The 15,055-nt window shown below is 41.5% G+C and carries 16 protein-coding genes; 6 read left to right on the forward strand and 10 right to left on the reverse strand.

Features of this window, described 5'->3' with window-relative positions; genetic code table 11:
• Nucleotides 1–8 precede the first annotated feature (8 nt).
• The 5 genes from astA to HYD28_00920 all read right to left on the reverse strand — a co-directional run bounded on the left by astA (nucleotide 9) and on the right by HYD28_00920 (nucleotide 4,949).
• On the reverse strand, nucleotides 9–1,025 hold the full coding sequence (gene astA / locus HYD28_00900; protein QLE07647.1) for an arginine N-succinyltransferase: 1,017 nt from the start codon (nucleotides 1,023–1,025) through the stop codon (nucleotides 9–11).
• 80 nt (nucleotides 1,026–1,105) lie between these two features.
• On the reverse strand, nucleotides 1,106–2,311 hold the full coding sequence (locus tag HYD28_00905; protein ID QLE07648.1) for an aspartate aminotransferase family protein: 1,206 nt from the start codon (nucleotides 2,309–2,311) through the stop codon (nucleotides 1,106–1,108).
• A gap of 369 nt (nucleotides 2,312–2,680) precedes the next feature.
• On the reverse strand, nucleotides 2,681–3,841 hold the full coding sequence (locus HYD28_00910; protein QLE10453.1) for an HDOD domain-containing protein: 1,161 nt from the start codon (nucleotides 3,839–3,841) through the stop codon (nucleotides 2,681–2,683).
• A 48-nt stretch (nucleotides 3,842–3,889) separates the two neighbouring features.
• Nucleotides 3,890–4,468 carry an aminodeoxychorismate/anthranilate synthase component II gene (locus HYD28_00915; protein QLE07649.1) on the reverse strand — a complete coding sequence of 193 codons (579 nt, stop codon included), beginning with the start codon at nucleotides 4,466–4,468 and terminating at the stop codon, nucleotides 3,890–3,892.
• 82 nt (nucleotides 4,469–4,550) lie between these two features.
• Nucleotides 4,551–4,949, reverse strand: coding sequence for an acyl-CoA thioesterase (locus HYD28_00920; GenBank protein ID QLE07650.1), 399 nt, complete (start codon nucleotides 4,947–4,949; stop codon nucleotides 4,551–4,553).
• Between the two features lie 36 nt (nucleotides 4,950–4,985).
• Between HYD28_00920 and HYD28_00925 the strand changes: the two genes are divergently transcribed.
• Entirely contained in the window at nucleotides 4,986–5,690 is a 705-nt protein-coding gene (locus HYD28_00925) for a 2OG-Fe(II) oxygenase (GenBank protein QLE07651.1), read from the forward strand.
• Between the two features lie 321 nt (nucleotides 5,691–6,011).
• Here HYD28_00925 and envZ read toward each other — a convergent pair whose 3' ends face one another.
• The gene (gene envZ, locus HYD28_00930; GenBank protein QLE07652.1) at nucleotides 6,012–7,307 is read right to left on the reverse strand and encodes a two-component system sensor histidine kinase EnvZ; all 1,296 of its coding nucleotides are present in this window, start codon (nucleotides 7,305–7,307) and stop codon (nucleotides 6,012–6,014) included.
• A gap of 5 nt (nucleotides 7,308–7,312) precedes the next feature.
• Nucleotides 7,313–8,032 carry a two-component system response regulator OmpR gene (gene ompR / locus HYD28_00935; GenBank protein ID QLE07653.1) on the reverse strand — a complete coding sequence of 240 codons (720 nt, stop codon included), beginning with the start codon at nucleotides 8,030–8,032 and terminating at the stop codon, nucleotides 7,313–7,315.
• Between the two features lie 156 nt (nucleotides 8,033–8,188).
• On the opposite strand from ompR, the gene greB reads away from it, so the two are divergent.
• From greB to HYD28_00955, 4 genes are all read left to right on the forward strand, one after another.
• On the forward strand, nucleotides 8,189–8,671 hold the full coding sequence (greB, locus tag HYD28_00940) for a transcription elongation factor GreB (protein QLE07654.1): 483 nt from the start codon (nucleotides 8,189–8,191) through the stop codon (nucleotides 8,669–8,671).
• A 114-nt stretch (nucleotides 8,672–8,785) separates the two neighbouring features.
• Complete coding sequence (locus HYD28_00945) at nucleotides 8,786–9,094, forward strand: hypothetical protein (GenBank protein QLE07655.1); 309 nt, start codon at nucleotides 8,786–8,788, stop codon at nucleotides 9,092–9,094.
• Nucleotides 9,095–9,139: 45 nt separating this feature from the next.
• Entirely contained in the window at nucleotides 9,140–9,721 is a 582-nt protein-coding gene (locus HYD28_00950; protein ID QLE07656.1) for a hypothetical protein, read from the forward strand.
• A gap of 136 nt (nucleotides 9,722–9,857) precedes the next feature.
• Nucleotides 9,858–12,173, forward strand: coding sequence for an RNA-binding transcriptional accessory protein (locus HYD28_00955; protein ID QLE07657.1), 2,316 nt, complete (start codon nucleotides 9,858–9,860; stop codon nucleotides 12,171–12,173).
• 85 nt (nucleotides 12,174–12,258) lie between these two features.
• Here the strand turns inward: HYD28_00955 and HYD28_00960 are convergent, their stop codons facing one another.
• The 3 genes from HYD28_00960 to bioH form a co-directional block, all read right to left on the reverse strand.
• Nucleotides 12,259–13,125 (reverse strand): catalase, encoded by an 867-nt coding sequence (locus HYD28_00960; GenBank protein QLE07658.1) that lies wholly within the window; start codon nucleotides 13,123–13,125, stop codon nucleotides 12,259–12,261.
• A gap of 5 nt (nucleotides 13,126–13,130) precedes the next feature.
• Nucleotides 13,131–13,439: a hypothetical protein gene (locus tag HYD28_00965; protein ID QLE07659.1), complete on the reverse strand. Its 309-nt coding sequence runs from the start codon at nucleotides 13,437–13,439 to the stop codon at nucleotides 13,131–13,133.
• Nucleotides 13,440–13,540: 101 nt separating this feature from the next.
• Nucleotides 13,541–14,278, reverse strand: coding sequence for a pimeloyl-ACP methyl ester esterase BioH (gene bioH, locus HYD28_00970; protein ID QLE07660.1), 738 nt, complete (start codon nucleotides 14,276–14,278; stop codon nucleotides 13,541–13,543).
• Nucleotides 14,279–14,336: 58 nt separating this feature from the next.
• Between bioH and HYD28_00975 the strand changes: the two genes are divergently transcribed.
• The gene (locus tag HYD28_00975; protein ID QLE07661.1) at nucleotides 14,337–15,047 is read left to right on the forward strand and encodes a ComF family protein; all 711 of its coding nucleotides are present in this window, start codon (nucleotides 14,337–14,339) and stop codon (nucleotides 15,045–15,047) included.
• Nucleotides 15,048–15,055 lie beyond the last annotated feature (8 nt).

Below are 15,055 nucleotides of genomic sequence, written 5' to 3' on the forward strand. Positions count from 1 at the left end.
CCTGAATTCTATAGTTCTGCTAGTGATACTGAATCACCCGCTTCTAAGTGAAGTGCTTTTGCTAATTCACTTGAGATTGTGATGCTCTCGGCATCGCATGATAGGCTAACTTGAGTCACGGTTGCTCTAAAATCAGCAATTTTATCATTTGCTAACAATACCGTGGTGTCGCCTTGGCTTTCACCTATTTCAACTTTAACCGTGTGGGCATTTCTTACTGTAGCAATGTTATCTACTTTTGCTTCAACAGTTGGGCCTGCATCAAAAATGTCTACATAACCATTAAAGGTAAAACCTTCGCTCTTTAATAGTTCAATCGCAGGGCGTGTGTTGTCATGTACTTGACCAATCACAGCTTGTGCATCTTTGCTCAGTAAGTTAACGTAAATTGGGTATTTAGGCATTAACTCAGCAATGAATACTTTCTGGCCAATACCCGTCAAGTAATCTGCCGTTGGAAAGTCCATTGAGAAAAAGTGCTCTTCTAGCCATTGCCAAAATGGGCTTTCGCCGCTTTCGTCTGACACACCACGCATTTCAGCAATTACGGTGTCTGCAAAACGCTCTCTATGTTGATTAATAAACATAAAGCGCGCTTTTGAAAGCAATTTACCGTTATTGTTTTTACGGTAGCCATCTTTTAAGAATAATGTGCACAGCTCTGTTGCACCGGTGTAATCATTACACAGGGTTAAAATATCAACGGCTTTATACACGTCTAGCGTCCGAGATGAATGAATCACTTTGCTTAAATGATAATGATAAAAAGCATCATCTAAACCAACGGCGGCTTCAATACCCGAAGTCCCTACGACTTCTCCCGTTTCGCTATCTTCAAGAACAAACAAGTAACCTTCATCACCTGGCTGCTGGGCTGCTTTAGCAAATGAGCTGACAGAATGATCAATTTTCTTTTGTAATAACTCTTCATTATTAGGCAAAGACGTAAAGCCATGGCCTGACTCATCAGCAATCTTTACTAACGCTTGGTAATCGCTTTGCTGGATTGGGCGAAGGATCATCATAAGTCCGCTTGCTCCCTTATAAATAACGGTAAATTAAGAAATGTGGGCAAGCCTAGCTTGCCCTGAAATGACAGTTTCGCTTAGCCGTTAACAACTTTTGCAACTGCTTTTTCGAAACGTGCCATACCTTCGCGGATATCAGCTTCTGGAATTACAAGTGATGGAGTGAAACGAACAACATCAGCGCCAGCAACTAAAGACATAACGCCTTCTGCAGTACCAGCCACTAAAAACTCTTTTGCACGACCTTTGAACTGCTCTGTTACTACAGCACCAATTAATAGGCCTTCGCCACGGATTTCAGTGAATACATTGTACTTTTCGTTAATCGCAGTTAGTAACTCACGGAATAACGCTGATTTTTCTTTAACGCCATTAAGTACTTCTGGCGTATTAACAGTGTCGAATGCTGCTTCTGCTACTGCACATGCTAGTGGGTTACCACCGTAAGTAGAGCCATGAGTACCTACTTTTAAGTGCTTAGCAATATCAGTTGTGGTGATCATCGCACCGATAGGGAAACCACCACCTAACGCTTTTGCAGTCGTTAAGATATCTGGCGTTACATTTAGACCTTGATAAGCATAAAGCTCACCCGTACGACCAACACCTGTTTGTACTTCATCAAAGATTAGTAGTGCATTATGCTTAGTACATAACTCACGAACACCTTCAACAAACTCAGCTGTTGGAGAAATGATACCGCCTTCACCTTGCAGAGGCTCCATCATTACCGCACACGTGTTGTCTGAGATAAGCGCTTCAAATGCCGCTAAATCGTTGTAGTCACAGTGAACGATATCACCCGGTTTAGGACCGAAACCATCAGAGTATGCAGCTTGACCGCCTACCGTTACAGTAAAGAATGTACGGCCGTGGAAACCTTTGTTAAATGAGATAATTTGTGACTTTTGCTCACCAAAGTTATCAAGTGCAAAACGGCGTGCTAGTTTAAGTGCTGCTTCGTTTGCTTCTGCACCAGAGTTAGCAAAATACACTTTTTCTGCGAATGTTGCGTCAGTTAGCTTTTTAGCTAAGCGAAGAGCTGGCTCATTAGTCATTACATTTGATAAGTGCCAAATTTTTTCGCCTTGTTCTTTTAATGCACTTACAAGAGCTGGGTGACAATGACCAAGACAGTTAACAGCAATACCACCAGCAAAATCGATAAATTCGCGACCTTCTTGGTCCCATACGCGAGACCCTTCGCCTCGAACTGGAATAACACTTGATGGTGCATAGTTAGGAACCATTACTTGATCAAATAATTCGCGATTGACTGTCATTTTATATCCTCTTAATTGTAAGCACACACAGAGCAAGGTGGCGCTCTAAAGCCAAACCAAGCCATTTTACTTAGCCGATTGAGCTTAGCGCAAAATCACCAAAATAACTCTTTGGTTCAATTTTCATTCATCCATTATTCCAGAAAATTTTCGTCCTGTCTCTTAGAAAACTTTCATGTAGCCCTTGAAAATAAAGGGCTTGAGATATTTTTTCATGGATAGTGAATAACTATTTGAAGGCTGTTTTTTGGTCTAATTACTATAAAAAGGCGTACGGCTAGTGAGCCAAGCACAGGCTAATGACAAAAAATTTGTCGCTGCAGATTGATAAACAATGAATGAATAGTCGCAAAAAAATTAACAATTTTTTTAATTAATTTGAATATGAAAGCGATCAAAATTGCATTTTGCTAGCTGATTAAGCTCTTCCTTGGTGAAATCGAAGTGCGTAAACCAACGTTCAGTTTCGTCATTTTCGACCAATTGATGCTCATTTAAACTTAAATACTGCGCGTAACAACGAGCTTTTAAAATCACCTTAGTAAGTGGCAAATATTCATCGTTTTTAGCTAAGGGTGTAGTTAATTGCTGCATTACCGCATTAAATGGCAAATATCTAAAGTCCATTTGCTCAATCACGGTCGCTGTTACCTTCATCGACTGCTTATTTAGCAAGGTGCTTAAAAATAATGGATCAGGTTTTAGTTCTAATAAAGCAGTGTGTAAGTCTTTCTTTTGCTCATCACGGGCTTTCGTTACTTGACGCTGCCAAACTAATTCGAAAATACGAAGGTATATACGTACTAGCGCTATTTTACCCACATCGAGTAGCATACCTAAGGTAAAGGCGTGCACCTCATTTACACCATTTAGCTTAGCAAGCTCTTGAGCTGCAATGGCACATGCCATTGAGTTATCACGAAGTCGACGTTTTAGTAGTGGAAATGGCTCTGTGCTGTGTGGCATCCAATGGCGTACCGCAAAGGTTGGCACCACAAACTTTAAATTGTCTAAGCCTATGTAACGCAGCGCTAATAATGGATTATCAACTTGAACTGAAGTGTGTTTATTACGTTGTTTTCGATAAAAAGGTAAATTCACAAACGCAACGAGCTCACGACCTAACCAACTTAAGTCTTTAACTAATGGCTCTAGTCGACCCACTGAGGCTGAACGCACAGCTAGAATATCTAGAATAGCAGGTACACTGTCTTGGATACCGATAGTTTCGTGGATAACTGAATCAATATCTTCAAGCTGCTTTTGCATGGCAGCTTCAATTACTTGGTGTAACTGTTTACTCGCCTGAGCACGGTATTTATGGTGAGCTGTACTGCTCTTTTGACGCTTTTTCTCGGCAGCGACCTCTACTTCTAATAGAGTACGCTGCTCCATTGACTCGCCATAATCAATTTCTAAGGTATGAATAAAGCCAATTTGACGCTGTGCAAAACTGTGACCAAGCAAAAGATCGTGTGCGCGCTCATTAAGCACCATCGCAGTCCTTTGTTGTCGGGTTTCTTCGGTCATTTGCACAGGCGTATTGTCGTTCATATTTGTTAATTCACTAGCCTAAGGTTAGAAGCGAGTTAAAAAGTTAGCAAGTAATTCAAGCCCTTGTTGGGTCAAAATTGCTTCGGGATGAAATTGTACTCCTTCAAGTGCTAAATCATTATGCATGATCCCCATAATTTCATCAAAATCAGAATTTTGTTCTGTCCATGCGGTAATAGTGAAGTCACTAGGCAGGCTTTGTTTATCCACCACTAAAGAGTGGTATCGGCATACCGTCAGCGGGTTGGCCAAACCGCTAAACACACCTTGATTGGTATGCTTAACTAACGAGGTTTTCCCATGTATCACTTGCTTGGCACGAATAACATCAGCACCTAGAGCCTGAGCAATAGTTTGGTGCCCTAAGCAAATACCAAGAATTGGCAACTGCCCTTTTAATTGTTCAACCACTTGCAGAGAAATACCTGCTTCATTTGGTGAACATGGCCCGGGTGAAAGTACGATATGCTCTGGGTTAAGCTGTTTAATTTCAGCAATGCTAATCTCATCGTTTCGTTTAACTAATACATCTTGGTCTAAGCGCTGAAAATATTGCACTAGGTTGTATGTAAACGAATCATAATTGTCGATCATTAACAGCATTGCGTGTAACCCAAAATTACTCAGTCAAAATAATGAAGGCGCATTTTACCCCAAGCACTCATAAATGTCGGCAAAAAATGGTTTATTTCTCAGCGATTAAATGCGCTGTAAGGGCAGCTCTTTCTTGCTCATCAAGTTTTTTCGGGCATTTATTTGCAAAGTCATAACGAACTAATACCGTTTTACCAACTGCACAGCAATTATCTTGCTGCCAAGCTTCTTGGCGAAGTACAAATGAACTAGAACCGACATGCTCAACACTGGTTTTCACTGTAACATCGTGACCATAAAACAACTCACCCACAAAGCTTACTTCAACCTTGGCAATGATCAGTTTCCACTCATAAGGGTTTAAATCGGGCGTAAAAAACCTGAAAATAGGCGCTCGGGCGGCTTCAAACCATACAGGGAGTACGGTATTGTTGATGTGCCCTAGCACATCTGTTTCGCTAAAGCGTGGTGTGATAGTTTCAGTAAACATAGTAACCCTATAAAAAATATAAACTAAAGGTAGCTCATGACGGACTTTATTCGCGTATACGAAAACGCCCTCAGCAAAGAATTTTGCGACAACTTTATCACGGTATTTGAACAAAGCCCGCATTTAAAACAAGGCATTACCTCAGGTGGTGTCGATCTAGCGAAAAAAGACAGTCGCGATTTATACCTTAATAACCACCCTGAATACGCTGAGCAACTAAAGCATGTTCAACAAACGACCGCGGGTTACGTCTTCAAATACCTTGAAGAGCATATTTTTATGATGATTGGTGCCTTTGGTTTAAAGGTTTACCATCCGCAAACGGGCAAACCTGTTGACCTAACACAAGACAATTTTGAAGAAGTCGGTAAACCACAGTTGCCACTATTAGTGCAGCAAATTTTCCGCATGGGTCCAATTCAAGCACAAAAATACGATATCAATAAAGGTGGCTACCCTTATTGGCATAGCGAGGTATACCCGCAAGCTGGCCATAACGAGGCCCTACATCGCGTGCTGTTATTTATGTTTTATTTAAATGATGTAGAGGAAGGTGGGGAAACTGAATTTTACTATCAACAACGAAAAATATCACCCAAACAGGGCTCTATGGTCGTAGCACCGGGCTACTTTACCCACACTCACCGTGGTAATAAGCCTATTTCAAATGATAAGTATATTTTAACGTCGTGGGTTTTATTCAACCGCGCAGAACAAATTTATGGACAACCACAATCCTGACGGTAAGCAATAATAATCTAAGCTAAAAGCTGTAAGTTTTAAGCTTTAAATTAAAAGAGCGCGGCATTTGATGCCGCGCTTTTTGTTTGCTTTGATAAATGAGAGCACAAGTAATGGCTATGTTCACTTGGAAATTTCTGTAACTACTAAATTTATGAAAATAAAATTTTAATTGCCGATTTCATGCATTTTGCACTTTATGAACCAGCTGTTCTCATTCAAATGGCTTTAAACTGGCTAACTATCTTAATAGTTATCTTGTTACTTCCTTTAAATTTCACCATTGCTTCAGCACCTTTCAAGGCTTACAGCTTAATACTTTTAAAACGGCAAATAAATCTGGGCGCTGAGACCACCTTCTGGGCGGTTAAGTAGTTGTACTCGGCCGCCGTGCATATCGACAATACGTTTAATTATCGCAAGACCTAAGCCACTACCTTCACTTCCGCGAGCGGCATCACCTTGTTTAAACGGTTCAAATACAGTTTCAAGTTCACTTTCGGGAATCCCCGGGCCGTGATCATTAACTACTACCATGGCAAACTTTTTATTACTGCTCACGCGGGTTTCGACCTCTATATCACCATCTGAATAGCGAATTGCATTTTCAATCATATTAGTAACAACACGCTTTATCGCCACCATACTTACTGGCACTTCGCTTAAGCTTGGATTCTCTTTAAAGGTAATAGTACGGTGATGTTTTTGTTCTGCTTCGACAACTTCAGAAACGATCGCATTTAAGTCTTCTAGCTCAAGTTCTTCGCGCTTGTGGTGACGTAAATATTCAATGAATTGGTCGATAATGGCGTTCATATCTTCAATATCATGAATGATCCCTTCTCGAAGGTAATCTTCATCATCCGACATCATTTCAGTCGCTAAACGAATCCGTGTAAGCGGCGTACGCAAATCATGAGAAACGCCTGCCATTAATAATCGACGGTCATTCTCAAGCGCAGCAATACCCCGTGACATTTGGTTAAATGCACGGGTTACTTCAATGACTTCAGTAGAGCCTTGCTCTTCTAATTTGGTAGAAAAGTCGCCCACTCCCACTTTAACAGCCGCTTGTTGCAGCGCTTTTAAAGGTCTATTTAGATGGCGGGCAAACAACCAGCCACCGAGAACACTTAAAAAACCAATACTTGATAGATAAAAGGTTAAGAACTTTAGGTTGTTTTCTTGCAATCCAGTGAGCGGTACACGCACCCAGTAGCCTGGTGCTTGCGGTGCTTCAACCCAATAAACAAGAGGATCTGTTTGGCTAATACGCACCCGTGCAGAGCCGTTAAGCTCTTTCGACATGCTTCGCGATAGCATCGAGTATTCACGAGTTTCAGCCAAGCCTTCACTCATTGCTTGGCGCTGGGTCATGACTTCAATGCCAGTGATCTCAAAAAACTTGTCAGAGGCTTCCTTACTTACCTCAACCCCCTCTTCCCATTCAATAAACACGGTTTTCACCTGTTTAGATAGGATCAGGTTTACTTGTTCTATAGTTGGTTTAACAACATAAAAACTGACCGTGATATAAGAGACAATTTGATTGATTAACAGCAAGGCCGCAACCAAAAATACTGTTTGTCCAAACGCACTACGTGGAAACATGCCCATTACTATTATTTTTCACCGTCTGGCACAAATACGTAGCCTAAGCCCCATACTGTTTGTATATAACGCGGATTAGCCGCATCGACTTCAATCATACGGCGTAATCGTGAAACCTGAACATCGATACTGCGCTCAAGCGCACTATAATCACGACCACGCGCTAAGTTCATCAGTTTATCGCGACTAAGTGGTTCACGAGGATGAGTTACCAATGCTTTTAATACTGCAAACTCACCACTGGTTAACGACATTGTTTTGTCACCATGGCTCATTTCGCGGGTCGCAAGGTTTAGCGTGAAGTCGCCAAAGCTAATTTCGTTTTCTTCAGCAGCAGGAGCCCCAGGCACTTCTTTAGCACGACGACGTAAAATTGCTTTAATGCGCGCTAACAGTTCACGCGGGTTGAATGGTTTAGGAATGTAATCATCAGCACCTAGCTCTAAACCGATTATGCGGTCAACTTCATCGCCTTTGGCTGTAAGCATTACAATTGGAATGTCATTTTCTTTTTGACGTAAACGACGGCAAATTGATAACCCATCTTCACCTGGTAACATTAAATCTAATACAATCAAGTGGAAATTTTCACGCTCCAGCAAGCGATCCATCTGCTCTGAATTTGCTGCTGTGCGAACAATAAAGCCTTGTTCTACAAGGTAACGCTCTAGCAAACTGCGTAAGCGCATATCGTCATCAACAACCAATACTTTTGTCGTTTCGTGTCCCATAACTTTCATTCTTTTTGTAATATGTTACTTATTAATATAAATGAAAAAGTTAAGAATAAAAATCGAATTACGCGCTTAGATTGTTACTGAACATTTCAAAATCTGACTCGACAAAGTTTATACTTTGCGGCTGGTTTTCTTTTTAGGCTAAATAAAATGGCAAAGACAAATTTAATAACCCGAGAGGGGTATCAGCAATTACAACAAGAACATGATTACTTATGGCATGAAAAGCGCCCTGAAATTACTAAAATTGTTACTTGGGCAGCAAGCTTAGGCGACCGCTCTGAAAACGCAGATTATCAGTTTAATAAACGTGTTTTACGACAGATAGATCGCCGTGTACGCTATCTTCGTAAACGTATGCCAGATCTTAAAATCGTTGACTATAACCCACAACAAGCGGGTAAAGTGTTTTTTGGTGCTTGGGTCGAAATTGAGAATGAACAAGGTGATACAAAGCGTTTCCGCATTGTCGGTCCCGACGAAATTTACGAGCGCAAAGATTACATTTCTATTGATGCACCTATGGCTCGAGCGCTACTTGGTAAACAGGTTGATGATGATTTTTCGGTGATGACGCCTGAAGGCGCAAAAGAATGGTATATCAACGAGATAACTTATCCTGATGCGAAATAATTTTTCCCAGAAAATTCAGAAAGCGTTAATTATTGATTGTTTAGTCTGAAAATGTGATCTATAACTAAAGGTACTCAAGATAAATCATTACTTGAGTTTTAGAAGGTAGTAAGTATGTCAAACGCAATACAACGCATCATGAGTAATGCCATTGTATTCGCACTATTAATAAGTGTGAGTTTGATATCTTACGCCAGTGATATAGAAAGCCATTCAGACAGTGTTACGCCAACCGCTCACTTTATTGCGTGCGATAGTGCAGAGCCTGCCAACTTAGATACCGACCTCGATAAACATACTCCTGCGTTCGTTGCTAATGTAGCCCAACCACTGCCAGATGCACGTATGGTTTCGTATGTTCACTCTTCTAATAAGGTGTCTGTTTATAGCGCGCACCAGCGAGGGCCGCCTGCTTTTAATTAACTTAAATTTTCAATTTCAGTTTTATTAAAATGTATGGTGACCAAAATGAATAATTTCAAAGAATTACGTCTTCAAGATATCTCTAATGGCGCATTATCTAATGCAGTGAATGAAGTTGAGCCAACACTAGATCTCACTTCTCCAGCTTTAAAAGTACTTAATAGCTTTACTAAAAAAGACCCTTTACGTGCACATTACGGCACCACAATTGTCGATGCGTTAAAGCAAACTAATAGCTGTTGCTCAGATTTTATTTTAGTTGTAGATAGCGAGGACAAACTGCTTGGCCTTACATCTAGCGCTGACTTACAAAGCTCAAAAATTATGATTCTTGCACAGCGCTTGAACTTACACCGTGACGAAATCACCTTGCATGATGTGATGACTCCTCTTGGCAATTTAGCGGGGGTAAGCCTGCAAAGCATCAGCTATGCTTGTATTGGTGATGCTCTACAAACAATGGAGCACCAAGGTATGATGTTCCTATTAGTAACCAGTGCTAAACAAGAAATTTGTGGTTTGATTTCAGCTCGTGAAATTGCTAAAAAACTACATATCCCAGTTAATATCAACCCAATTGCTAATAGCTTTAGCGAAGTATTACAACATGTGGATCACCCACACTAAGCATTAAAATCTGCGTTGTGTAAGACTATTTTTGCAGGCCTTAAAAGCAGTGCTTTTAAGGCCTTCTTATTGTGATATTATTCTGGCAATTAATCTTCAGTTTTACTGATTTTCTATTTTTAAAAAAGGTTTATGCATGAGCAATATCTCTGCACGCTTAGCGACCGAGCTAAATGCCCAGCAATCACAAGTTGTTGCTGCAATCAAACTACTTGATGAAGGTGCCACAGTCCCTTTTATCGCCCGTTATCGTAAAGAAGTAACTGGTGGCTTAGATGACACGCAATTACGTTTACTTGAGCAGCGTTTATCGTATTTACGTGAATTAGAAGAGCGCCGCAGCTTTATCCTTGCCACTATCGAAGAGCAAGGTAAGCTAACTGCCGAGCTAAGTGATGACATTAATAACGCTGACAGTAAAACTGAGCTCGAAGACTTATATCTGCCTTTCAAACCTAAACGCAGAACGAAAGGACAAATAGCTATTGAAGCAGGCATTGAACCGCTTGCCGATGCGCTATTTAATAACTCAAGCCTTGACCCAGAAGAACAAGCTAGTAGTTACATTAATGCTGAAGCAGGCTTTGCTGATACAAAAGCAGTGCTTGATGGCGCTAAATTTATTCTAATGGAGCGCTTTGCTGAAGACGCCAAATTACTTGCTAAATTTCGTAGTCATATTGCACAACACGGTCAAATTGAAAGTGCTGTAATCGCAGGCCATGAAAATGAAGGCGTGAAGTACCGCGACTACTTTGAGCATCAAGAACCGCTTAAGAAAGTACCATCACACCGTGCACTTGCTATGCTTCGTGCTCGTAATGAAGGCGTATTACAACTGAGTATCAACCCTGAGCCAAGCGCAGAAAATCCAGCGCAAGTATGCGCGCAAATGATTGCTGATCATTACCGCTTAGATGTTAGCAACTCTGCTGCAAGCAGTTGGCTAATGGGCGTAGTGCAATGGGCATGGAAAATTAAGTTAAGCCTACATCTAGAGAATGAATTTTTAGGTGCAATGCGCGAAAAAGCAGAAACCGGCGCAATTGACGTTTTTGCTAAGAACTTAAAAGACTTATTAATGGCCGCTCCTGCAGGCCCACGCACCACGTTAGGTCTCGATCCTGGTTTACGCACAGGTTGTAAAATTGCCGTTGTAGACAGCACTGGCAAGCTGTTAACAACACAAACGATTTTCCCGCACGCTCCACAAAATCATTGGGATAAATCGCTTCGTACTTTAGAACAATTATGTCGCCAGCATAAAGTTGAGCTAATTGCTATTGGCAATGGTACGGCTTCACGTGAATCTGACAAGTTAGTAGCAGAACTGATTAAAGCAAACAGTGAACTAAAACTAAATAAAGTAATGGTCAGTGAAGCAGGCGCATCTGTTTATTCAGCGTCTGAATTTGCAGCCAATGAGTTCCCTAACCTTGATGTTTCACTACGTGGTGCTGTGTCTATTGCGCGCCGCTTACAAGACCCACTTGCCGAGCTGGTAAAAATCGAGCCTAAATCAATCGGTGTAGGTCAGTATCAACACGATGTATCGCAAAGCCAACTAGGGCAAACGCTAACTTCAGTAGTCGAAGACTGTGTAAACTCTGTAGGTGTAGACTTAAACATGGCATCAGTGCCATTACTTACTCGCGTATCAGGCTTAAACAAAACGTTAGCACAAAATATTGTTAGCTACCGCGATGCGAATGGCTCATTTAGTAAACGTTCTGAACTGAAAAAAGTTGAACGCTTAGGTCCAAAAGCCTTTGAACAAGCTGCCGGTTTCTTACGTATCAGTACAGGTTCAGATCCTCTCGATAACTCGTCAGTTCACCCTGAAGCCTACCCTGTTGTTAAGCGTATCTGCGAGAAAAACAGCTTAGATGTAAACAGCCTAATTGGTAACTCTGACATCCTAAACAAGCTCGTTGCTAACGATTACACAGACGAAAAGTTTGGTTTACCTACCGTTACCGACATTATCAAAGAACTTGATAAACCGGGTCGTGACCCGCGCCCTGAGTTTAAAACAGCGGAATTTAAAGCCGGTGTTGAAACCATTAACGACCTTAAACCTGGTATGATTTTAGAGGGTGTGGTGTCTAACGTTGCTAACTTCGGTGCCTTCGTTGATGTGGGCGTACACCAAGACGGTTTAGTGCATATTTCTGCTATTACCAATAAGTTTATTTCCGACCCACGTGAAGTGGTTAAAGCTGGTGATATTGTAAAAGTAAAAGTAGTTGAAGTAGATGCTGCACGTAAACGTATTAGCTTTACTATGCGTTTAGACGATGATGTTGATACCAGCAATAAAGCCGCACCAGCGAGCAAACCTAAGCCTGCAGCTAAAGCGAAAAGCGCACCAAAGCAAAAACGCGAATTTGGTAATGTTGCGATGGGCAATGCGTTTGCAGATGCATTTGCCAATGCAAAAGTGAAAAAGTAATCCCCAAATAGATTAATCAAACTGGTATCAATCGATAATAAAAAACCGCGTGAGTTTAAACTTACGCGGTTTTTATTTAAGGATGTTAAATAAAAGCAGAAAACTGATTTTGATTGGTGGGCGAGGTAGCTGCTTGATAAAAGTTAGCAATACGTGTGGCACGCTCGTCTACTTCTACATCACGCTTGGCTGTTTTAGTTTCACTGCTTTGAATAGCGCTATCTTCGGCATACTCACTGTTTATTTTGAAGGTCGATTTGCCTGAATCAGCATCGCTATCTGCTGATTGACTGGCAAGCTCAGCTTGTGCTGCCATAAGTTTTTGTGTGGCATCGGCCGCGATAGAACGATCAGCACTCGATGGTTCTTGTGGTGCAAGCGCTGCTGCACGCACTGTCTGCATTTTTTCGATTGTGGCTTTTGGGTCGCCTTTTATTTCAGCAACATCAATTTGCACTTCGCCGCCTACGGCATAGTTTGTACCGTCGGGGCCGCGTTGATACTCATAGCTTGGCGAGCCTGCATATTGACCACCAACTGTCGCATGCGCTTGCTCATGAATACGCACCTCGGTATCGCGGGCTTTTAACTCTTTAATTTGTTCAGCATCTTGCTGTTCTTGCTCTGCAACCTTTTGCTCTTTTTGTTGTTCTTGTTTAGCTTCCTGTTGTTCTTGCTCTGTTTGCTCAGACTCGCCTTGTTCGCGACCTTGCTGACGCTCTTCAATTACTTTGTCTTCAGCAAGACGCCCTTTAGCATCATAAGTACCGGCCTCAGAACCAGGCTGCTTGGTTTTGTCGCCATCATTAAGGGTTTTGTTTTCCGCGTTACTCGGCTTGGTAGCAGCAGGAGGTGGGATCACTTCACGTAACTGATTATCACGGCGAGCACTTTCAGTGTGCACATTCGCCGTGTTGATATTAATCGAAGGAAACGGAGTGACGATATTCATAAGTACTAAACTTTAATATCTATTAGTGTACCGAGCACTTCATCAGCAGTTTGAATCGTGTTGATATTGGCTTTTGCATTAAACTCTTCAACTTTCAAATTGACAAGCGACTCATCGATTGGGGCAGGTTGTGAAGCTGGCGGAGTAACAGCTTCATTTGGACTCGCCGCTTGTAATTGCCGTTGTTGAGCTAATTGGGCATCATCTTGCTGATCAATTGAGGCACGGCTAATCTCTGCGCTCGCCTTTTCGATACCTTGACTAGCACGGTTATAACCTTCTACCGCATTATTAAAAACAGAACTGATTGGCATAACACCCTCCAACAGTGAGATCTACTTGTTAAGTATCGCTCATAAAACGAGCAAAATAAAGCTAAATCCCGCTATTTTTCTGGCCTCTCAGCGAGTTTTGCTTAACACATTGATTTCAGTGCTGATATAAATGCTGCTTTATGAGAAATAAATGGCGCATGTGAGGCTTTATCTAAAACCTCATATTCAAACTGAGGCTGTAAAGCATGCATTTTTTCAATCGCACGATAAGGTACTAATGAATCTAAACGGCCGAAAATACCACGCACAGGTACGCTAAGGTTAGCGAATAGCTCACGCAAATCATCCTGCTGTAAAATGTCTAAGCCAGCACTTAAAGCCTGCTCTTGTGGCGCTGGATACTGGTTTAAAAGTGCTTTTAGCTGCTTAATATCGTCCCGAGCTGATTCACTGCCCATCGCTTGTATCGCCAAAAACCGTTCTATCGTTTTTTCTCTGTGGCTAACCAGCTGATCTTTAAAGGCGTTTAATACTTCAGGCTTGATACCCGGCCATTCGTCGGTTTGCGCAAAAAATGGCGTTGAAGAAACCAACACAACCTTTGCTACCTTGTCTGGCCAATGTGCAGCAATATACAAAGCAAAAAGACCACCTAAAGACCAGCCAACAAGAATAGAGTTATTATTGAGCTGGGCGCTTAATTGCTGAGCTGCATCATGCAAAGAGTAAGGTGTTGGAATTGACTGCGCATTACCAAATCCAGGTAAGTCAAAGCAACGGACTTCACCATCATGGAAAAACTCAAGCTCAGGCTTGATCACTTGCCAAACCCCCTGGTTCATTCCCCAGCCATGTAATAGCACCATATCATTTTGCATATTTTGTATTTCCCAACCACACTTAGCGCTCATAATAGCGTTTAAAGGAATGAATGCAATGTCTCACTTCTCTCATACCTTAAAACTAGGGCTAGACGCACTGTTCCCTAACTTTTGTATTAGCTGCCAAAGTCACATACAGGCTAATCAAGCCTTGTGTCAGTATTGTTTAAATGACCTCAATTTGTTCGATCTTACACGCCACCCAAACCTGTTACACAGACCTGATATATGTGATGCATTTCCTGATAGTAATTTTGATTATTTAATTGCCTGTGCTTGGTATCAAGCGCCTTTGAAACTTTGGCTCAAGCAATTGAAATTTAACGATCAGCAGTATTTTCGTGTGGCACTACAACAAGTAATAGAGAGGCAGCTGCAATTAGCTCGTCAGGTTAATATAAATTGGCCCGATCTTTTTATTGTGCTACCACTGCATAATCAGCGCTTTTTAGCACGCGGTTTTAATCAGGTAAGCCAAACTTGGCTGCCTGTTTTAAAAAAGCAGCAATGTACTGTTAGCTCAGCTCTTTACAAGCAAAAAGCAACCAAAGCGCAATCACAGTTAAGTAAAACGAAAAGAGTTAAAAATCTACAAAATGCGTTTGTTTGTCAGCAAGATTTAACAGGAAAAACCGTGGCAATTATTGATGATGTGATGACCTCTGGCGCAACCATAAATGCTGCGACAGAAGCCATAAAAAATGCAGGGGCTAAGCAAGTGTGGGCTATGCTCACTTGCTTAACTGGATTAGACAACCTGCGCTAAGATTAATT

Origin of the sequence: Pseudoalteromonas shioyasakiensis (genome assembly GCA_013391845.1) — a bacterium.
Lineage (GTDB): Bacteria > Pseudomonadota > Gammaproteobacteria > Enterobacterales > Alteromonadaceae > Pseudoalteromonas > Pseudoalteromonas apostichopi.

Excerpts from the sequence above, each read along its gene's own strand:
- HYD28_00950 (QLE07656.1), top strand. The coding sequence starts at position 9,140 with ATGAATAATTTCAAAGAATTACGTCTTCAAGATATCTCTAATGGCGCA.
- HYD28_00910 (QLE10453.1), bottom strand. The coding sequence starts at position 3,841 with ATGACCGAAGAAACCCGACAACAAAGGACTGCGATGGTGCTTAATGAG.
- astA (QLE07647.1), bottom strand. The coding sequence starts at position 1,025 with ATGATGATCCTTCGCCCAATCCAGCAAAGCGATTACCAAGCGTTAGTA.
- HYD28_00925 (QLE07651.1), top strand. The coding sequence starts at position 4,986 with ATGACGGACTTTATTCGCGTATACGAAAACGCCCTCAGCAAAGAATTT.
- greB (QLE07654.1), top strand. The coding sequence starts at position 8,189 with ATGGCAAAGACAAATTTAATAACCCGAGAGGGGTATCAGCAATTACAA.
- ompR (QLE07653.1), bottom strand. The coding sequence starts at position 8,032 with ATGGGACACGAAACGACAAAAGTATTGGTTGTTGATGACGATATGCGC.
- HYD28_00945 (QLE07655.1), top strand. The coding sequence starts at position 8,786 with ATGTCAAACGCAATACAACGCATCATGAGTAATGCCATTGTATTCGCA.
- HYD28_00915 (QLE07649.1), bottom strand. The coding sequence starts at position 4,468 with ATGCTGTTAATGATCGACAATTATGATTCGTTTACATACAACCTAGTG.
- HYD28_00905 (QLE07648.1), bottom strand. The coding sequence starts at position 2,311 with ATGACAGTCAATCGCGAATTATTTGATCAAGTAATGGTTCCTAACTAT.
- HYD28_00960 (QLE07658.1), bottom strand. The coding sequence starts at position 13,125 with ATGAATATCGTCACTCCGTTTCCTTCGATTAATATCAACACGGCGAAT.
- HYD28_00965 (QLE07659.1), bottom strand. The coding sequence starts at position 13,439 with ATGCCAATCAGTTCTGTTTTTAATAATGCGGTAGAAGGTTATAACCGT.
- envZ (QLE07652.1), bottom strand. The coding sequence starts at position 7,307 with ATGGGCATGTTTCCACGTAGTGCGTTTGGACAAACAGTATTTTTGGTT.
- HYD28_00920 (QLE07650.1), bottom strand. The coding sequence starts at position 4,949 with ATGTTTACTGAAACTATCACACCACGCTTTAGCGAAACAGATGTGCTA.
- bioH (QLE07660.1), bottom strand. The coding sequence starts at position 14,278 with ATGCAAAATGATATGGTGCTATTACATGGCTGGGGAATGAACCAGGGG.
- HYD28_00975 (QLE07661.1), top strand. The coding sequence starts at position 14,337 with ATGTCTCACTTCTCTCATACCTTAAAACTAGGGCTAGACGCACTGTTC.
- HYD28_00955 (QLE07657.1), top strand. The coding sequence starts at position 9,858 with ATGAGCAATATCTCTGCACGCTTAGCGACCGAGCTAAATGCCCAGCAA.